The following is a 16,128-nucleotide window of genomic DNA, read 5'->3' as shown; positions in this document are numbered from 1 at the left end:
AGCAAATAGAAGCGATGGGACACCACATTGACGAGTCAACCCGGTGTGGCAAAAGAATGCTCAGAGAAGCAATAACCTGACAACTCTACGAAGGGAATGATGAAATCAGGGCACCAAGCTGGAAGACGGACGGGGAAAGACATCACTAGCAAACGACAACCATCGAACAAAAGTAATTAGATTTCGCAAAAAAAACACAACAACTAACACGTGAAACACAAGCATAAAAAGGCATTCCAGAAAAAAGAGGGAAACTATTTCAAAAAATCAACTAACAAAATATACCTTGACTGATCGCTGAAATTCCAAGCTTCATGCACCTCAGTATCATCAAATATAAAAGCTTTGCCTTGCTGCTACGAATAAGTACTGCTGCCAACCCTCAAAGCACATGAAGGTTTGTTTTCGTTGACGTTACTATCCGAATTAGTGGCTGAAGCCATATACGGAACAATTAGACCAAGATGGCATCGAAGAACATCACTGGTATATCCCTTGTGCGGCAAAATATGAGTGTTTGGCTTCATTGCAGAAAAACCTGCTGTGGTCATACCAGGTATTGACTCGATAATCTTAGTCGTAATAGGACAGAGTTCACAATTATGTGATAACTTATCCCCAAATGCGTAGAAGCCAAAGACCTTCCACTGCCCTTCATAGATACCCCGCTCATGCCAGAAGTCAAAATAATTATTCCGGGATCCCACTTCCTTCAGAAGCAAAGATTCAAGCTCAGAGAGGATCAGCTTCCATTTGCTTTCCAGACTGTCGACAAATGTGTATCGTGAGAAGTCTGTACCCACTCAAACGTCTCAATGCATCACTTCATTATAGGCCGGAGTTAAACGATTCAGATAAATCACAGATGAAGACACAACACTTACCCAAGAACAGAATTACTACGGAGAGAGATTCTTGATGGAAAAGCAAAAGGTGTCAATTGAGTTTATATTTGGAGAAAAGGAGTCGAATTTATCGAGGGAAATTAATCTGTTTTGGAGTAAATTTAGTAAATCATACGACGAAGAAATGAGCAGCCATCAGCGATCAACTCAAATGAAGCGAACAACACATACATCTGCTAAGCTTGGCAATATCACCTTTTTAAAAAAAGAAGCCGCCGCCGTAGCAAAAGACCAAAATGGCGCTATTTTAGGAATAGTATCAGTGGCGCTAACCAAAACAGAAAGCCCATCAAACTCCAGCGAATATGTTTACTTTCAAAGAATGTATACACACAATTCACAAAGGTGTATCAGCTTATCAAGTCAACTATACAAGTCGTTTTTGAAGAATTTCAAAAAAGCAATAAGCAAACGCGATCCTCGAGCTCATTATTTAATGGCAGAAAATGCAAATCCAGGGTTAAGAACTCCGGTAATGAGACGATATTTTTTTCGACTTGGCTTCAGGATGCTAGGCACCAACCATTTAGGTTATGAGATCTGGCAATTACCATTGGAAACAAAATAAGACATAGAGCGAAGCGCAGAAAGGAATTGAGTAAAAGGTATAGTAAGCGAAACACTTAAATCAAATTAGACTAATTTTAAAACCACACGATGTACAAAAAAAGGGCGCCAATACAGGGTGGCAAGCAAAGAATGATATTATCAAGTGGGATCAGCAATTGAATTTGCCATCATCATCACAACAAGGCGAAAAATGAATTCAAGCAACACTGATCTCGAAATATACACTGCCTTTGGATTGGCGATAACAAGTGACGTGGTCCTACCAGAGTTAGTCAAACATCCTGCCCCGCAAGATGCTGCTGAAAAGGTCAAAATTGCTGGATCAAATAGAACCAGTTGGCCAAAGCTGAAAATCAGTGAACATAGTACAGCGATTGTTCAAATGTCAGACAATGATTGGCGTTTGAGCCTTGAAGGGATTGGATGGTTCCGCGTTAGTCAGGGCCAATCTATTGAATGGGAGCGATGGGATGACAGTGTTAGTGATCGTGATTTGCGAACATTTCTAGTTAGTACTGCTCTTGGAGCACTCATGATTCAGAGAGGAAATCTGATGCTGCATGCAACAACAATAGTGAAGGAAGGCAAAGCCGTCTTATTATTAGGGGAGCCAGCATGCGGTAAATCCACACTAGCTTTCTGTCTTCAAGAAAATGGCTGGAAACTTCTAAGTAGTGAAATAACACATGTTGATTCTAACGGCCTGGCCTGGCCTGGAGTTCAACAAATTAAATTATGGCTGGATGCAACGATGGAATTAGAATTAAATAGAGACAACCTCCCACCAGTTCGTAAGGGATTAAAGCGATACTCAATCATGCCAACATATCCAACTATTCTCAATCAGTCGATTCCATTAAGTACAATTTATGATTTAGTGAGACCCAAGAGGGGAGAAAAGAAAGAAGAGGAAAAATCCGAACCTAAAATCTCCACGTGGCATATAATCAAACAACAAAGGGTTCTCTTGCATTTACGCAACAAAGCATATCAACCACGATTTTATCGAGGCATGCAAAAAGAACAACAACTATTTATGCATGCTGCATCTTTGGCAAAGAACTTTGAATTACACCGTCTTTTTCTTCCAGATGATATTCAAGAAATGAAAAGGGCGTTAAATAACGTTGATCTCCTAGCACCCCATGCGTTATCAGAATCAGACAATAACAATGACACAGAAAGTCAGATCAAAACGGAAGCAAGGGAGGTTCAGTGATGGCGAAGAAAGACCAAGGCTACTGGTATCTTGCTTCATACCCTAAATCGGGTAACACTTGGTGCCGTGTATTCATCCCTGAATTAAAACGTCTTTCAGTAAGACAAGAAGAGCGAGAAGAACTTAACCTGAACAGAGACGTAGAAACGGGTGCAATAGCATCATCACGTCATTGGTTAAATGATCAGCTAGGAATCAATACGTGTGACCTTAGCTATGCTGAATTAGACCCTTTAAGGGGGCTAGCTGGGCAAACTGCCAACCTATTTGCAGAAGGAGAGAGATTTCATAAAGTCCATGATGCTTTTCGATCTCCAGATTCAAAGGGGAGGCCGATTGTATGCACTAATGGCTGTAAGGGGGTTGTTTATATCTTGCGTCACCCTGAAGATGTAGCTGTCTCTCTAAGTCACTTCTTTTCTTGGGATTTACCACGATGCGTCAATTTTTTGATGGACCCATCAGCATCGCTATTAGGAGGAGAAGGCCACGGTGGCCATCAAGTTAGACAATTTATGGGGCGATGGGACAGACATGTGAAGTCATGGGTTGACCAAACAGAACTTCCGTCATTGGTCATTCGTTATGAAGATATGCTGGACGACGGACAAAACACATTCTTGAAATTGGCGAAATTTTTAGAATTAACATCAGATGAAGAATTAGTTAATCAAGCAATTGCAAATACATCAATCGATCGCCTAAAAAAACTCGAAGATGAAGTTGGTGGATTCGACGAAAAGCCAGATGGATGTGAACGCTTTTTCCGTTCAGGCAAATCTGGCGAAGGTGCTGAAAAATTATCCATTGAGCAACGCCGTAGATTATATAAAGGTTTGGAAGATGTGATGAATCGCTTTTCATATACTGGAAGTTCAGATGAGTGAATTAGTCATTGAATACATCTTTGGTCAAAATAATTATTCTCTAAAACCTTTCCTAAATTCTTTTTGGATAAACAATATCTCTACATATCGTCAAGAAATTGGCGTTCATCAGCGCAAAGAGAAAGGAGTTGGAGTTAACTCTCGATCACCAAGCCTTCTATCTCGAAAACCAGCTGCAACCATACGCGATAGATCAGGGGAACTGGTCGGCGTAGTTTTTGTTGAACTGAGATCGTTATTTGCCGAGCTTAACCTCGGAACACATGCATATTTTCAACGAATGTATATTATTGATAGCTTCCGAAATGCAAGTTTAGCGTACAGACTCAATCAGACATTTTTAGAAGGCTTTGTTCCTGCAAAAAGACCAAGAGACCACCGAGCAAACAATTTAATTGTTGAAATCAGCAATCCAAGGCTCCAAAATTCGTATATAAGAAAATACTTAAATAGATTAGGGTTTCGCATGCTTGGTACCAATACTCTTAATGAGGAGATATGGCATCTAGCTCTGGATAGTACATACAACATGTAATCGTCATTGCACTAATTGACTGAGTCAATCAGAATCACTTCTCTTTCAACAGCCTCCTTAAGCCATTCAGAGGTTTCCTGCATGCATGTTTGAAAATCAACATCATAGTCTTCTACTAATTGTTTGCAAATGTCTTGCAATGTAGCCGGTGAAACAATCAATTCCCAAATGGCCGATCCCGTTGCGTTAAGAACTAAATATTCACAGGTATCAGTCTGAAACAAAGCGGTTTCACCATCTAAGTCAGTAAAAATGGCCTTAGGAGCACGCCTATAAATGCTTGATGAAGAATTATCTTGCATCGATTTTATTTTTAATTAAGCGAATGAACTATTATAACTCAGTTGACTCAATCTAGGAGCAACGTGAGCTGAAAAGCTAGCTTTGGTTCAAATCAACCATATATCGCGGTCTAAGCCATTTTACTCCATGCTGAATGATGCTAATGTAGCCTAAATTGTTATTCGTCTAGGCGCTTAACCCTAATCAAGCTCAACATTAGTTCAGTGAGTAGTCCGCAAATCAATTACAAGTCTGTTCCTGGGTTCAGCATCGCCCAAACACAGCTTCGACCTCCAGAGATAGAGCTGACAAGCATGATTAAATTCATGCAAAATCTCCAGGACAAAAGCAATGAGTCGAATAAACAATTTTGGGATCAGAAAGGTGGTATGGCTCACTTACACCAATTAAAACAGTTTAATTGGCTAACCGTCGAAGTCGAAAAGATTGTTGTCAAGTATTTAAGTGACCTGGGTTACGACTCAAGCCGAATTGCATTATTCCACCAAAAGTCTTGGCCTGTAATTACAAGAAAAGATGCATCGATCAAGCGACATGCTCATTTTAATTCGGTTCTAGCAGCAGTTTTTTATCTGCGATGTGATCCGGATTCAGGTGGAAATCTTGTTTTTCATATGGACAGACCTAGTCTTCCCAATATTCCTAAAATCAACTCTGCAAAAATGGAATTCCCTGCTCTAATCACTAAAATCTCTCCACAGCCTTTTGATCTCCTTGTTTTCCCTTCAGGGTTGTCCCACTCAGTAACTGTTTACGAAGGGGAAAATCCAAGGTGGAGCATTACATACGATATCAGTGTTACAGCAAGTGAAAAACTAGGATCTGGCAATACTGAATCAGTGATTATTCATCCCAATTACTGGCGCGAATTTACCCGGCATTGAGCCCACATCTATTTCAGGTTGTTAGCCAATGGCGATGAAGTCATCATCATCCAACCAACCTTTCTTGTTAAATCACTTTAGAACTTTATGAGCGGTTCCGTCTCCGTCATACTTATCTGTATTGTAAAAACCATTCCTTGTACCGAAGTACAGCGTGACTAACACGAAAGGGATTGAAACATACACAAGAACTGTGGATAAAGTCATTTTAGATCTGTAAAACCCAGTTTTATACCTCTATGTTAGTGACAGGTGCTTTTGATGTCAGGCTCTACTGAAAGTTGAGCTTCATGTGATCGCCACTTGACCACGGCACACAGAGCGACTGGTGTAGTCATGAAAGAGCAGACCCGTGAATCGGGTAGTCATTCAGTTCCCATTGCGGCTGCAGACCATAACGATCCACCTGTGATCGGGCGTCCCGGTGGAACAGGCTGCCGCTGAGCGAGTATTGGCCGGAGTTGCTAGTTGATTGCAGTCTTGATTAGTAATTAAGCCCCGCCTGTCGGTCTTTCGGCAACAGCACTTCCACCAGTGTTGGCCCCAGATCCACAACGGATAACCCCTTGGCTTCTGCGTATTCCAGCAGCAGCAAACGATCAACATCAGTCAGCTCAAGCGGATCCCCAAGTGCCTCCACCATTCCAAGTTGTTTTGCAATGATAAGTTCTACCATTGTGTTTTCTGTATACTGATCCGGTCTTGCATTTTTCGCCTTGATATTTATTGGCATCATGAACTCTTACGTCACGATGTTTGACTGATTCAGTGAGAGCTTGAATCACTGGTGTTTGCCATTTTTTCTTCTCAACTTCTGTTGCATTACCGCTGCCAAAGCGATATTCGATATTGCCTGAAACTCTGGTTTCAAATGCCTCGTCGTAGGAGACGTTGAAGCCAAGCCTTAAACCATCTGTGATTTCATAGGCCAGCTTGGCCAGTACACCATTTGCATCATTCGCTGTGAGGTCATCGCCATGCTGGTAGTAGTAACCAATTGAGGCGTCCCACTCAGGGGTGATTGCATAACCAACATCTAAGCCGTAGGTATGCAGTGCACCACCGCGGTAACGGTCATTCAAGACCTGCTCAGTATCACCAACAGGGAACAAGCCATAGGCATTGAAATTCCAGCTCTCAGAGACTGCTTCTAAACCTGCTGCAACCTGCTGAAAGAAGACATCACGCTTATGAGTGACATCCACGCCGGTATCAGCATTGCCTGTGTTCATCGGGCGGCTGTCATAGCCAGCATTCACCCCGAACATCCAGGAGCGATCGTTATTCAGCCAGCGGTAGCCAAGCCTTGAGGAGGTGCTGATGGTGGTGCCAGCAACCTCTGTATTGATGATGCTGCTGTAGCCCCCGTAATCAGCGAAATTGACGTTGGCGAGGGCGTCAACAAACAAGACGCTGTTATCGCCAACAGACAGCGGCAAGAACCCGCCAATACCAGCTTGATTCGGTGTGCCTGCTCCCTGCAAGGCTCCTTGAAACCCCCAGTTGAAGTTGATGGCGTCTTTGAGGTTGATCTCCATCACCCCGAGGTCTTCTGCGCCACCTGCCTCTTGAGCACTGGCAGGCAGCAGAGCACCATTAGAGAGTGCCAGTGCAGCAACACCGCTCAGCGAAAGCGACAGACGTACGGAACGCTGCATTGCATAAGACCCATTAGCTCAGCATCTTGACCTGCTTTTGATATTGATACGAGCTGCAGTAGGCAGTTTTGGCTTTGCTATCTTCTGTAGGCAATAAAAACCCCGCACTTAGCGGGGTGGCGATGTTCTTAATCAACACCCCACTCTAAAAAGTCAGTTTTATTTACTTCAGCTCAAATGCACTCAATCGTGGCAAGTATCAAATGTGAATTTGAGAAAATATGGATGAAACTTGCCGACAAGCAATAAACGATGCAGCGTGGGGACAGAACAGACAAATCTGACCATGGGACGGGTCCAGAGGTTGGCAGCTCAAAGGCAGGTCACGCCTTACGAGCTGTCGCGCAACATTCTTCAAGAAGCCGGCTACGGGATCACCCGTCGAGAGGCGAAGACTCCTGCTGGGCATCGCGGCTATGACGTGACCTTTCCCTGCGCCATTGATGGACAGCCACATCAGAAAATGATGCGAAGAACATGGCTGATCGAACTGGCTGAATTGGTACTGGAAGGGTTCAAGCCAGAGGAGATTGCCGCCAACTATTTCAAACGAGAATTCGACTCGTAGCGCGATATAGAGTAAAAATTGACAGACAAGATCAATGCTGACAATTCAACAGAAGACCTCTCTCCCCTCAGCTCCGAGACGAGAAAAAATCGCTGAAAGGTCCCATCATTCTCCGAGAACAATCCCTCAAAGAGAAGTCCCATTGCAGAGCCTCACGCCCAGAGCGCGCTTTTCTGCGAACGACATTTTCTCAACATTACTTTCACGAATCACCTCGTCAACGCAGTGATTGAAATACCGCGCTTGATTCGCCAGCGGAGAAATCTGGATCGCTCCATAGATCACAGCAAAGATCAAAAGCACTGGATAAAGGTGTGCATTAATCAGTTCACGTGCTTGAGACATTGACGGATCCATCACTGACTGCGCAGTAGCAACGAAGACACCATCGCGTCAAGCGAGAACGCCAGCGAACAGAGCCTGAAAGCTGAAGTCAAACAACGAATGAAGCCGCACCATCAGCCCAAAAACAGTGATCAGTTCTCCACAAAAAGGGGCGTCAACAAGCTAAACAAATCAATCAGGCCACATCACCAACACACCGAACGCCGAACCACGTCCAACCAGATCGTCGAAGCTGAAGGGCCTGCTCCAAGCCAGCAATGTGAGCAAACAGGAAAGCCTGGCTCAGGTCTCTTGTCTCTGGACGCAAAACTGGGTTTGATGGTCGTGTGTCACCCGGGAGCCCCCGCCGTGATCGGTCAAACCAGGATTTACTGCCATCAGGGAAAGGACTTCCTCCTTGTTGAGGTTCCATCCCAGGAAGCCCCATTGCAGATCCAAGAACTCACGGATCAAGGCTGGGAGATTGAGGCTGAAATCCCTGTCTGACCAGCTGAAATCGGCAGCAAAACGTGTGATCACCCAGGCCGGCCTGAATCGTCGTCGTCAAATTTCTGCACAGCTGAATCAATCAGCCCCTGGGTGTCCGTGTTCAGGGAAGCCACAACAAAAAACACCAACGACAACACCCCTGCGGCCACAATCACCACAACGCTGAGATTGCTCATCTCAAGATTGCCGTAGCGGAAAGCCAGATAAATCATCGTTGTCGCAGCAGCTCGAACCTGACGGACCGCAGTCCGTTCGCAGAACCATCAATGTACGCATTGGCGGAAACGCGACGACACCAACAGCGGCAACGACCAAAAGACAGCAAAGCCTTGCGTTGACACACCTGTACTACAGCACTAGAACAGATGTATTAGCAGAGGATCCATGGCTCCGAGCTCCCCCTATGCACCGTTCAAGGCTGAGGAGTGGATGCGTGCGTCCCTGATCACCCCACGGAAACGATGCCAAGCCATGGTTGGATCCAGGATCCCAGCACCCAGGACACGAAACGCTTCCATGCCGACGAAAAAAGTTGGGAATGCGATCCGAGGGTGTTCGTGGATTCAGGGCGACCTTTTCCAGACCAAGCACCATTGCTGAGCACACGCGTTCATCTGAGCCAGGACACTGCTGAACGCCTCTGGGGTGAACTCCTGCGCGTCGGTTGGATTCCATGCAGGCCCCAGTGGGCCGCTGACGCTGAATTCTGAGCGCTGAACTTTCGCGCAACCCAGCGTTTTGCTCAGTCGAATTGGTAATGCTTGCGAACGGGTTGATGAACCTGCCAGGTGCATGACAGCCCTGCTGGAAATTCAACAAGGTCGCCAGCACCGAATCGAACCGACTCTCCGTCTTCGGGTGTCACCGTGACATCACCCTCAAGCAGCAGACAGGTTTCCCGCTGGTCGTAATGCCAGGGGAAAGAGCTGATTTCACAGGCCCAGACCGGCCAGTCGCGAACACCCAGGGCCAGGATCACACTCTCCGGGCAGTTGGAGGTCACACAGATCATCGCGGGGTCGGTCGCGGCATCAGGAAACCATGATTACTCGGCGCCGGCCCCACGCTTCGAGCCTGGGCAATGGAATGCGTGATTGGCCAGCGATGATCGCGGCTGTGATCGAGTCACTGCAACAGCAGCCCATGAGCGACTCTGGCGACTACGGCTATCCACCAAGCACCCGAAGACAGGACTACGCACTCGTTTTGCTGCAGCTGCTCTGGCGCATGCGCTTCGACCTGCTGGTGCTGCTGTTGATCACTGTTCTCGTCCATCAGGACTGGATCCCCCGCAACTGGACCGCCAATGAAAGCGTGGTGCGGATCATGGGCATCGCCGCATCGATTTTTCTGGGCTTTCGCAACACCCAGGCAATCGGACGCTGGTGGGAAGCCAGGAAACTCTGGGGAAGCGTTGTGAACGTGAGCCGAAACTGGGCAGACTCACTGCGGGCCCATCTCGATAGCAGCAGGCCGCCCGGACGCCAGGAACGCAAGTTGCTGCGTCTGCAGGTTGCCATCGTCTGGCAGCTGAACTTTCAGTTGCGCAACTTCTGGCAGCGAGACCTGAGGGAGCTGCAGGATCAATTGCTTCAGGATCTGAAGTTGCCCAGTACCACCAACCTGCGCCAGCTGGGACAGCTCAGGGGGGTATGGATCGGGGATCTCCATCGCCAAGGATTGACCGATGGATTCGGACGTCTGCAGCTGATGCAAGTAGGCAACGCCTGCACCGATGCCATTGGGGGCCTGGAGCGAATCCGCAACACACCACTCCCAGCGTCTTACGCGGTTTTCGTCAGGCTTCTGAACTGGTTATTCGTTCTGTTGCTGCTGTTGTATTTCCACGACCTGGGTCCCGACTCACAAAGTCGTTTTGGAAGTGTGGTGATCGTGGTGCTGTTCCTGATGGCGGAACGGATCGGTGCCTATGTTGAAGGTCCGTTTGACGCAGATTGCAGCAGCTTTTCCCTGCCCCTGGACAGCATCTGCCTCACGATCAGTCATGACCTGCTCGATCATGCGACCGATCACGTGCAACACCTCAAATCGGATGATCCCGTGCGCTGGACCTGATCAGAAAAGGGCAGGGATGAAGACCGCAGTTATTGTGCGCCCAGGTATTGATTGCTGAATTCCCAGGCCACGGAACATCGATACTGATAATTCAGGCCAGCGATGCCAATCCTTTTGCAGGACGCATCTGTGATTGCCGCCCCTTCCGGAACTTTTGACAGCAATTTGTTCAGGGTCACCTCTCTGTTTCTTCCGCTGCCAGAGATGGATAAATCATTTGCAATCGCGCCAGACCCAAAAGCAAACAGTAGGAAACCCAGCAGAATTGCACTCAGGATTCTCATGACTAACAGGACTGCTTTCCAAGCAATAGCCACACAGAGAAACAGTGACCCAATACTTGACACATTCTGATCAGGAAAGGATTGCGCATGAGACAAGCCGACGACTGAACGTTTCTGCTCCTGTCTTGATCACTGCCCATGACTTCGATCAGGGAATGTTCGTCACTCAGGGCTCATAAGATGAATGAAAGCCTTGGCTATTGATCAGCATGCCTTCCATTGTGGTTCAGATCACCATCCCGTTCGTTCTGGCCCTGTTCCATTTTGTTGGGCCCATGCCCTCCGACTTGGGTGTCAACGGCGGACACCTGAGTGCCTGCCCAGGTCCTGAGCACTGCGCAAGCAGCCAATGGCAGGTTGCTGATTCCTCCGCTGCCCTGAAACAGCTGTCTGAACGGATCAAAGGCACTCCTCGCACAGAGATCATTGAACAGAGTTCCAACTACCTGCATGCCACCTACAGCAGCAGGATCTTTGGTTTCGTCGATGACGTTGAACTTCATGCCAACGATGCGGTCACTCTGGAGGCACGCTCCATCTCCCGCCTCGGAGAGTCCGACCTCGGCGTGAATGCACAACGCCTGGAGAGCCTCGGCGAGGCGCTGGAAATCCCTGAAGCCTGAATAGGCCAAGACAAACCTCTTCAACCAACACTGTTGTTACAGCTGGATGCCTTGTGAGTCGCACAGGTGTTGACTGAACCTAAACGTCTACACAGATTCGATTCACATTCGCTTTCATTCCTCACGAGGCGATAGCAGCCGTGAATGTGAACTACTCGACAAAACCGCCACCCCGCCTTGAATCCCTCCAGCATTCGCAGATTCATCTTCACTCTGATCACCGGATACCTGGCGATTTTTGGGGTTCAGAAAATTCCTTACGAACTTGATAATCAGTGGCTTGTCCTGATACCAGTCCTGATCGTTGTTTATATCATCACCATCTGGCTAGATGGGATATTTTTCAAAGATTCTGCTGTGGAAGCAACAACTGAATCGAAAACAAAGAAAGTTCAAAAGCAATCATCGAATAAGGGTTTTGGCCAATAAACAGCGATTTGGTGTCCATGCATACGACCAGATTCCGGCGATGAAGAGAAGCTTTGCCTGCGTCCAAGCAGTGGGAAGCACGACGAGAAGTTCAGGGCAGGGCTGGCACTCTGCCTCTTTTTCATGGGCGGCAGGCATAAACATTCAGAACCCGGCCTTCATCAGTAGTCCGAGTTCCAACCCGATGACAATGGGCTTCGGCAGGTGGAATTCTTGAACCCACGTGAATGGTGGAATCGGTCCTCACTCCGCTCGCCAAAACAAAAAGACCAGTTGCCAGGCAAAGCAGAGCTGCGATCCACCTTTGCATTACCTTGAATCAACGAGCTTGATTCTGCCCACTGGCAGAGCATCCGGTGGAATCTCGAGGGGATCGAACACCATTGAGAGTGCACTGAAAAAGCCCCCGGTCTCGCCTCTAAGGGCTGATTCAGCACCCTGCACCCATCACCATGACGCATCAACACAAGGCTTACATCCTCTGAAATGGGGATCTTGCCCAAAGATGATCAGAAGCTTTTCTGAAGCCACTGGAGTAACTGCCAAGTAGCGCATTCGCGCAAACGTACCAGCCGTCAAGCAGCAATCGAAGCGTTGGAGGACGTCGATGGAAGGGAGCGTCAGAACTGTGCGCCAGCGGAGTGAATGCTCACTGCAGCACGATGGTGGGCTGCAAACTCATACAGCCGCGGCTGCAAGGAGACCACCTCAGCAAGCGCTGCCGGCATTGGTGCCCATGTGGCATGAGCGGCCAGAAGGGTGTCCGGATGACGTCTCATTATCAATAGAGCGTCACGATTCTCTAACGCTTCAGTATTCAGGATTGAGACATTGGGTGATTCCTCAAAGTGAATCAAGCCATCGCAAAAGTGTGATCTGAATGGTGACGAGACCAAACCAGATCAACTGTGACTGTCAACGAAGACGCTTGTCAGAAGCCCGGTGCTGACTTGACAAGACAATCAGAAATTCGTTTGAGCTCAACGGCAGAGATAAACAGAACGATGCGTCCCAGGCAACGGCTTGGTCTGATTGACCATCTGGGTCAAACGACGGCGCAGAGCCACACAGTCTTGACACTGGCATGGCTCATCATCGTGAACACTGGCATGAACCCGGACAGGCTGAAATCGGCTGCGCATGGGAAACGACCTTTTCTCTGTTGTGACGCGCTCTGCGGTATCCGGCCAGCAGTTATCACAATCCTGTGATTGTTATGCATGAACCGACGACGGGTACGGCCTCTTCCAAGGAGAGTCGAAGTTCAGGACGCGATCAACTCGGCCAGATCGAGACCGCTCTGGAGAGCCCCCTCCGCCATGCCGAAACCAGATCCCGCAATCCAGTCGCCACAGAAACCCACACGGGCTTGCCTGCACCACTGCAGTGCTTTTGGCATTCCCTCGTCCAAGGGTTGAGCAGCTCCCCAGCGCATCACTCCAAGTGAACGAGCACTGGAGACCCTCCTCTGCAGTGATGGCCAGGGCCGTAGAAGCTCTGGTAGAAGGCTCAGCAAACGCTGTTCATGAACAATCATCAACTCTGGCTGTGTTTCAGGTGTGATCAACGCACCATCATCAAGACCATGTATCACCAGGCCAAGACGCCCCTGCGGCTGTCGTTGAAGCACAATGCGTTCCACTGCGAATTGCTGCTGAGCGCGAGGGGTTAGCCAGATCTGCCGAGGCAATGGATCGGAAGCCATCCCCGCAAACTCCACCATCAGATTCCAACGGACGCTTGCGTTAAGACCGGCAATCCAGGCGAGTGCTTGATCAAGCACAGGATCGTGCCCCTCAGGGACAGCCTCACGCAAGGGCACATTTCTCCAGCCCAGCATCGCCAACGAACGAGGATGGGCGAGGAGTGTTCCGCTCAGCACGAGTCCCGAGGCCCTAATTCCACCTGGAAACACCCAGCGCTCATCAACTCTGGAGAGCGTCTGAATCCGCTCTCCAAAACAGGCATCAACGGAATTTGCGCCATCGGACAGCAACGTCTCCACCACAGTTGCCATCGTTGGAATGCCTCGCCAGCGCGGCCCGCGCAACAGAGGGTGATCAGGAGGCTCAACCACGGCACCGTGGTGGTTCAGACCAACGACCGAATCGTGATCAACGCGAACAACACCACGTTGTTCAAGCGATGTCATCAACTCCCGCAACGGCCCAGAAGGTTCGGACTGAAAGCTCAGGGTCGGAGTTCCATGATCCAGGCGCCAGAGAGGGTCATCGCGCCGTCGCCTGGTCGCTGAGCGTCCACCAGGTCCTCGGCCCGCTTCCAAAATCTGGATGGTCCCGCTCCAACCCTTGTTTCTCAGAGCTGACGCCAACGCGCAACCGGACAACCCAGCACCGATCACAACAAGATCAACATCCCTGCCAGGCATAGAAACTGATGAAGAAGCCTTGATTCTGTACGCAACAAAAAAAGACGGGTGGCGGCCCGTCTTGACTCCCCCTAAGCGCTTACCGGAGCAGAACTCCGTGCACACTCCTTATCGCGTAGATAGGGCACTGACGCCGTAGGAATCGATACTCAAATCATTGAACACAAAGCATCCCTTCAAAGCCACGAAGGAAGCGCGGTGCAGGCGCCTGAGATCGCGAAAGCAAACTGCAACTGCGACCAGGCCCAGCAGCACCAGTGCTGCCATCAGTTGAACGGCAATCATCAGCAATCACAGGAGAAAAACGCTCTCACATCATCCGTCACTGCAGTGACGGATTGAAGATGCGGAAATGCAATGCCGATAGAGGCAGGCTGATTAACAGATTCAGCGGAAGAGATCAACCACTTCAAAGAGCACGCGATCAGAACGGATGAACTTCCATATCATCCCCACACGAGCAAATAAAGGATTGATACGTTGAGTAAAGCGCGCTCAAGCCTCAGTGAAAATACTTCTCAATGAGAGCTTCGACAAATGGCAGAAGATGATCAACCAATCAGACTGGGGGCACAAAATATTAATCTGCTGCGGTCATAAACCAACCGCTATTTCAATGGCAACGCTGTTTGCCATTGACCCGGAATCCAAGACGGATCACTTGATCGGTGTCTGCACCTCTCAGAGCGAGTGCATTGAGCTCATTGAAGAGTCTCACGATCCATTGCTGATCTTCATCAGCGGGCGACTTGATGATGGTTCAGGCATCAGCCTGATCAACGCCATTCATCATCAGGCCCTGAGCGCATCAGGGGAAAAGCACATCACTGTGCTGACAATGAATACGGTCAATCCATCATCACTGAAGGAAGCACTGGATTCAAGGGCAAACATCATCCTGACGCAGCGCGGATTTGAAACATTTACGATTCACCACGTCCTTCATTCAGTCAATGAGAAAATCAATTACGTCGACCCCTTGATTCACCACATTCTTGATCCCAGCCATCTGAGAAAGAGTGATCTTTTATCCAAGCGCGAGCTTAACGTTCTTGAATTAGTTTGCGACGGCATGACCAATCATGAAATCGGCAAGGAATTACATATAGCAGATGTCACAGCACGACAGCATGTCCAGGCAGTGATCAGAAAACTCCACGCAAGGAACAGAACAGATAGTGCCGTCAAGGCCATCAGAGAAGAATTAGTCGAATAACCGAAGATCGATTTCACAAAACAGCCTCAGATCATAAATAATTTAAGGAAATTGTCGCCATGCCAAACCCTATCAACAAACATTGCATCAGCTGATTTCAACAAAGAAATTGAAATGCAAAAAGCTGAAACTTTGGCAAATTATTTTACATTTATATCTCTTACACATCAAAAAAGCATCAATCAACGCCAGAATCGTTCAGCATGCGAAGAGCTGATGCCAACAAGACTGATCACGACGAACCAGACTCAAGATTGAGAGCCGACGTCATTCGGCGCTCTTCGCTCGCCAGAAAATCGGACCACATGCCAAAAAGGAAACTAAGGGTCGACAATGCACGAACCTGCTCCTGAGAACCTGGCCTGGTGTATTTGAAGTCCATGAACATCTGATCAGCAACAGACTGCTGCTCTTTACAGCGCGAATCGATCGACATCAATCAGCCCCTTGCCTGAACGGAAGGCAGGTCAGTCGGTTGTGACAGCACATCAACGACACCTGCAGCGATCACGGGAGCAAAAGCGATGAGCACGTCGATGGAAGTAAAGCAGCCAGTCATCGACGCGATCATGAATTTATGTAAACAATCCTAGTCTATTCGTAAGGCTATGCATCGAGGTGGTTTTGCTCTGATGCCTCCCTGGCGGTGGAGGGCAATCGGAGCCACGTCTGCTGTCACCCCAAAACAGCTCACGAATTAGGGGCGGGGCCTGGTGATGGGCTTTATGGCTAAGTTTCGTGCTCGCAT

Annotated in this window: 23 protein-coding genes and 1 pseudogene; 11 read left to right on the top strand and 13 right to left on the bottom strand. The window is 48.3% G+C overall.

Annotated elements, in window-relative coordinates:
- Positions 1-254: 254 nt before the first annotated feature.
- Positions 255-803 (bottom strand): annotated as a pseudogene (locus SynBIOSE41_RS18310) (aspartyl/asparaginyl beta-hydroxylase domain-containing protein).
- A 115-nt stretch (positions 804-918) separates the two neighbouring features.
- On the opposite strand from SynBIOSE41_RS18310, the gene SynBIOSE41_RS05200 reads away from it, so the two are divergent.
- From SynBIOSE41_RS05200 to SynBIOSE41_RS05185, 4 genes are all read left to right on the top strand, one after another.
- Positions 919-1,473 carry a hypothetical protein gene (locus SynBIOSE41_RS05200; RefSeq protein ID WP_186539883.1) on the top strand — a complete coding sequence of 185 codons (555 nt, stop codon included), beginning with the start codon at positions 919-921 and terminating at the stop codon, positions 1,471-1,473.
- Positions 1,474-1,617: 144 nt separating this feature from the next.
- Positions 1,618-2,694, top strand: coding sequence for a hypothetical protein (locus tag SynBIOSE41_RS05195; RefSeq protein WP_186539882.1), 1,077 nt, complete (start codon positions 1,618-1,620; stop codon positions 2,692-2,694).
- A complete protein-coding gene (locus tag SynBIOSE41_RS05190; protein WP_186539881.1) occupies positions 2,694-3,581 on the top strand; it encodes a sulfotransferase domain-containing protein in 888 nt (295 codons plus the stop codon). The genes SynBIOSE41_RS05195 and SynBIOSE41_RS05190 overlap by 1 nt, the downstream gene beginning before the upstream one ends.
- Positions 3,574-4,116 carry a hypothetical protein gene (locus SynBIOSE41_RS05185; RefSeq protein WP_186539880.1) on the top strand — a complete coding sequence of 181 codons (543 nt, stop codon included), beginning with the start codon at positions 3,574-3,576 and terminating at the stop codon, positions 4,114-4,116. Before SynBIOSE41_RS05190 ends, SynBIOSE41_RS05185 begins: the two co-directional genes overlap by 8 nt.
- 11 nt (positions 4,117-4,127) lie before the next feature.
- Here the strand turns inward: SynBIOSE41_RS05185 and SynBIOSE41_RS05180 are convergent, their stop codons facing one another.
- Positions 4,128-4,418: a PqqD family protein gene (locus tag SynBIOSE41_RS05180; RefSeq protein WP_186539879.1), complete on the bottom strand. Its 291-nt coding sequence runs from the start codon at positions 4,416-4,418 to the stop codon at positions 4,128-4,130.
- Between the two features lie 204 nt (positions 4,419-4,622).
- Between SynBIOSE41_RS05180 and SynBIOSE41_RS05175 the strand changes: the two genes are divergently transcribed.
- A complete protein-coding gene (locus SynBIOSE41_RS05175) occupies positions 4,623-5,303 on the top strand; it encodes a TIGR02466 family protein (protein WP_186539878.1) in 681 nt (226 codons plus the stop codon).
- Between the two features lie 484 nt (positions 5,304-5,787).
- Here SynBIOSE41_RS05175 and SynBIOSE41_RS05170 read toward each other — a convergent pair whose 3' ends face one another.
- Both SynBIOSE41_RS05170 and SynBIOSE41_RS05165 read right to left on the bottom strand, forming a co-directional pair.
- Positions 5,788-5,946, bottom strand: a complete 159-nt coding sequence (locus tag SynBIOSE41_RS05170; protein WP_186539877.1) for a hypothetical protein — start codon at positions 5,944-5,946, stop codon at positions 5,788-5,790.
- Positions 5,918-6,961 (bottom strand): carbamoyl-phosphate synthase, encoded by a 1,044-nt coding sequence (locus SynBIOSE41_RS05165; protein WP_255475965.1) that lies wholly within the window; start codon positions 6,959-6,961, stop codon positions 5,918-5,920. Before SynBIOSE41_RS05165 ends, SynBIOSE41_RS05170 begins: the two co-directional genes overlap by 29 nt.
- A gap of 259 nt (positions 6,962-7,220) precedes the next feature.
- Between SynBIOSE41_RS05165 and SynBIOSE41_RS05160 the strand changes: the two genes are divergently transcribed.
- Positions 7,221-7,529 (top strand): hypothetical protein, encoded by a 309-nt coding sequence (locus tag SynBIOSE41_RS05160; RefSeq protein WP_186539876.1) that lies wholly within the window; start codon positions 7,221-7,223, stop codon positions 7,527-7,529.
- A 126-nt stretch (positions 7,530-7,655) separates the two neighbouring features.
- Here SynBIOSE41_RS05160 and SynBIOSE41_RS05155 read toward each other — a convergent pair whose 3' ends face one another.
- Both SynBIOSE41_RS05155 and SynBIOSE41_RS05150 read right to left on the bottom strand, forming a co-directional pair.
- On the bottom strand, positions 7,656-7,874 hold the full coding sequence (locus SynBIOSE41_RS05155) for a hypothetical protein (RefSeq protein ID WP_186539875.1): 219 nt from the start codon (positions 7,872-7,874) through the stop codon (positions 7,656-7,658).
- Positions 7,875-8,389: 515 nt separating this feature from the next.
- Positions 8,390-8,575: a hypothetical protein gene (locus SynBIOSE41_RS05150; protein ID WP_186539874.1), complete on the bottom strand. Its 186-nt coding sequence runs from the start codon at positions 8,573-8,575 to the stop codon at positions 8,390-8,392.
- 249 nt (positions 8,576-8,824) lie between these two features.
- On the opposite strand from SynBIOSE41_RS05150, the gene SynBIOSE41_RS05145 reads away from it, so the two are divergent.
- On the top strand, positions 8,825-9,073 hold the full coding sequence (locus SynBIOSE41_RS05145; protein WP_186540841.1) for a DUF1651 domain-containing protein: 249 nt from the start codon (positions 8,825-8,827) through the stop codon (positions 9,071-9,073).
- A gap of 32 nt (positions 9,074-9,105) precedes the next feature.
- Here SynBIOSE41_RS05145 and SynBIOSE41_RS05140 read toward each other — a convergent pair whose 3' ends face one another.
- Entirely contained in the window at positions 9,106-9,375 is a 270-nt protein-coding gene (locus tag SynBIOSE41_RS05140; RefSeq protein WP_186539873.1) for a cupin domain-containing protein, read from the bottom strand.
- Positions 9,376-9,404: 29 nt separating this feature from the next.
- On the opposite strand from SynBIOSE41_RS05140, the gene SynBIOSE41_RS05135 reads away from it, so the two are divergent.
- Positions 9,405-10,439: a bestrophin family ion channel gene (locus SynBIOSE41_RS05135; RefSeq protein ID WP_255475964.1), complete on the top strand. Its 1,035-nt coding sequence runs from the start codon at positions 9,405-9,407 to the stop codon at positions 10,437-10,439.
- 29 nt (positions 10,440-10,468) lie between these two features.
- On the opposite strand, the gene SynBIOSE41_RS05130 is transcribed toward SynBIOSE41_RS05135, so the two are convergent.
- Positions 10,469-10,819 (bottom strand): hypothetical protein, encoded by a 351-nt coding sequence (locus SynBIOSE41_RS05130; RefSeq protein WP_186539872.1) that lies wholly within the window; start codon positions 10,817-10,819, stop codon positions 10,469-10,471.
- 113 nt (positions 10,820-10,932) lie between these two features.
- Between SynBIOSE41_RS05130 and SynBIOSE41_RS05125 the strand changes: the two genes are divergently transcribed.
- On the top strand, positions 10,933-11,346 hold the full coding sequence (locus SynBIOSE41_RS05125) for a DUF1499 domain-containing protein (RefSeq protein WP_186539871.1): 414 nt from the start codon (positions 10,933-10,935) through the stop codon (positions 11,344-11,346).
- A 177-nt stretch (positions 11,347-11,523) separates the two neighbouring features.
- Positions 11,524-11,775: a hypothetical protein gene (locus tag SynBIOSE41_RS05120; RefSeq protein WP_186539870.1), complete on the top strand. Its 252-nt coding sequence runs from the start codon at positions 11,524-11,526 to the stop codon at positions 11,773-11,775.
- Positions 11,776-12,395: 620 nt separating this feature from the next.
- On the opposite strand, the gene SynBIOSE41_RS05115 is transcribed toward SynBIOSE41_RS05120, so the two are convergent.
- From SynBIOSE41_RS05115 to SynBIOSE41_RS05105, 3 genes are all read right to left on the bottom strand, one after another.
- Positions 12,396-12,554: a hypothetical protein gene (locus tag SynBIOSE41_RS05115; RefSeq protein WP_186539869.1), complete on the bottom strand. Its 159-nt coding sequence runs from the start codon at positions 12,552-12,554 to the stop codon at positions 12,396-12,398.
- A gap of 485 nt (positions 12,555-13,039) precedes the next feature.
- Positions 13,040-14,164 carry an NAD(P)-binding protein gene (locus SynBIOSE41_RS05110; RefSeq protein WP_186539868.1) on the bottom strand — a complete coding sequence of 375 codons (1,125 nt, stop codon included), beginning with the start codon at positions 14,162-14,164 and terminating at the stop codon, positions 13,040-13,042.
- 108 nt (positions 14,165-14,272) lie between these two features.
- Entirely contained in the window at positions 14,273-14,449 is a 177-nt protein-coding gene (locus SynBIOSE41_RS05105) for a hypothetical protein (RefSeq protein ID WP_186539867.1), read from the bottom strand.
- Between the two features lie 220 nt (positions 14,450-14,669).
- On the opposite strand from SynBIOSE41_RS05105, the gene SynBIOSE41_RS18005 reads away from it, so the two are divergent.
- Positions 14,670-15,380 (top strand): response regulator transcription factor, encoded by a 711-nt coding sequence (locus tag SynBIOSE41_RS18005; protein ID WP_255475963.1) that lies wholly within the window; start codon positions 14,670-14,672, stop codon positions 15,378-15,380.
- A 232-nt stretch (positions 15,381-15,612) separates the two neighbouring features.
- Here SynBIOSE41_RS18005 and SynBIOSE41_RS05095 read toward each other — a convergent pair whose 3' ends face one another.
- A complete protein-coding gene (locus tag SynBIOSE41_RS05095) occupies positions 15,613-15,816 on the bottom strand; it encodes a hypothetical protein (RefSeq protein ID WP_186539866.1) in 204 nt (67 codons plus the stop codon).
- A 3-nt stretch (positions 15,817-15,819) separates the two neighbouring features.
- On the bottom strand, positions 15,820-15,951 hold the full coding sequence (locus SynBIOSE41_RS18000) for a hypothetical protein (RefSeq protein ID WP_255475962.1): 132 nt from the start codon (positions 15,949-15,951) through the stop codon (positions 15,820-15,822).
- Between the last annotated feature and the right edge of the window lie 177 nt (positions 15,952-16,128).

Source organism: Synechococcus sp. BIOS-E4-1 (assembly GCF_014279995.1).
GTDB lineage: Bacteria > Cyanobacteriota > Cyanobacteriia > PCC-6307 > Cyanobiaceae > Synechococcus_C.
Note: the sequence above shows the minus strand (reverse complement) of the source record. Positions and strands in the feature narration are given on the sequence as shown.

Coding starts and splice junctions, on each gene's coding strand:
- SynBIOSE41_RS05155 (WP_186539875.1), bottom strand. CDS start 7,874: ATGTCTCAAGCACGTGAACTGATTAATGCACACCTTTATCCAGTGCTT.
- SynBIOSE41_RS05135 (WP_255475964.1), top strand. CDS start 9,405: ATGATTACTCGGCGCCGGCCCCACGCTTCGAGCCTGGGCAATGGAATG.
- SynBIOSE41_RS18000 (WP_255475962.1), bottom strand. CDS start 15,951: ATGATCGCGTCGATGACTGGCTGCTTTACTTCCATCGACGTGCTCATC.
- SynBIOSE41_RS05165 (WP_255475965.1), bottom strand. CDS start 6,961: ATGCAGCGTTCCGTACGTCTGTCGCTTTCGCTGAGCGGTGTTGCTGCA.
- SynBIOSE41_RS05145 (WP_186540841.1), top strand. CDS start 8,825: ATGCCAAGCCATGGTTGGATCCAGGATCCCAGCACCCAGGACACGAAA.
- SynBIOSE41_RS05115 (WP_186539869.1), bottom strand. CDS start 12,554: ATGAGACGTCATCCGGACACCCTTCTGGCCGCTCATGCCACATGGGCA.
- SynBIOSE41_RS05180 (WP_186539879.1), bottom strand. CDS start 4,418: ATGCAAGATAATTCTTCATCAAGCATTTATAGGCGTGCTCCTAAGGCC.
- SynBIOSE41_RS05200 (WP_186539883.1), top strand. CDS start 919: ATGGAAAAGCAAAAGGTGTCAATTGAGTTTATATTTGGAGAAAAGGAG.
- SynBIOSE41_RS05140 (WP_186539873.1), bottom strand. CDS start 9,375: ATGATCTGTGTGACCTCCAACTGCCCGGAGAGTGTGATCCTGGCCCTG.
- SynBIOSE41_RS05185 (WP_186539880.1), top strand. CDS start 3,574: ATGAGTGAATTAGTCATTGAATACATCTTTGGTCAAAATAATTATTCT.
- SynBIOSE41_RS05125 (WP_186539871.1), top strand. CDS start 10,933: ATGCCTTCCATTGTGGTTCAGATCACCATCCCGTTCGTTCTGGCCCTG.
- SynBIOSE41_RS05110 (WP_186539868.1), bottom strand. CDS start 14,164: ATGCCTGGCAGGGATGTTGATCTTGTTGTGATCGGTGCTGGGTTGTCC.
- SynBIOSE41_RS05190 (WP_186539881.1), top strand. CDS start 2,694: ATGGCGAAGAAAGACCAAGGCTACTGGTATCTTGCTTCATACCCTAAA.
- SynBIOSE41_RS05095 (WP_186539866.1), bottom strand. CDS start 15,816: ATGTCGATCGATTCGCGCTGTAAAGAGCAGCAGTCTGTTGCTGATCAG.
- SynBIOSE41_RS05105 (WP_186539867.1), bottom strand. CDS start 14,449: ATGATTGCCGTTCAACTGATGGCAGCACTGGTGCTGCTGGGCCTGGTC.
- SynBIOSE41_RS05170 (WP_186539877.1), bottom strand. CDS start 5,946: ATGGTGGAGGCACTTGGGGATCCGCTTGAGCTGACTGATGTTGATCGT.
- SynBIOSE41_RS05150 (WP_186539874.1), bottom strand. CDS start 8,575: ATGATTTATCTGGCTTTCCGCTACGGCAATCTTGAGATGAGCAATCTC.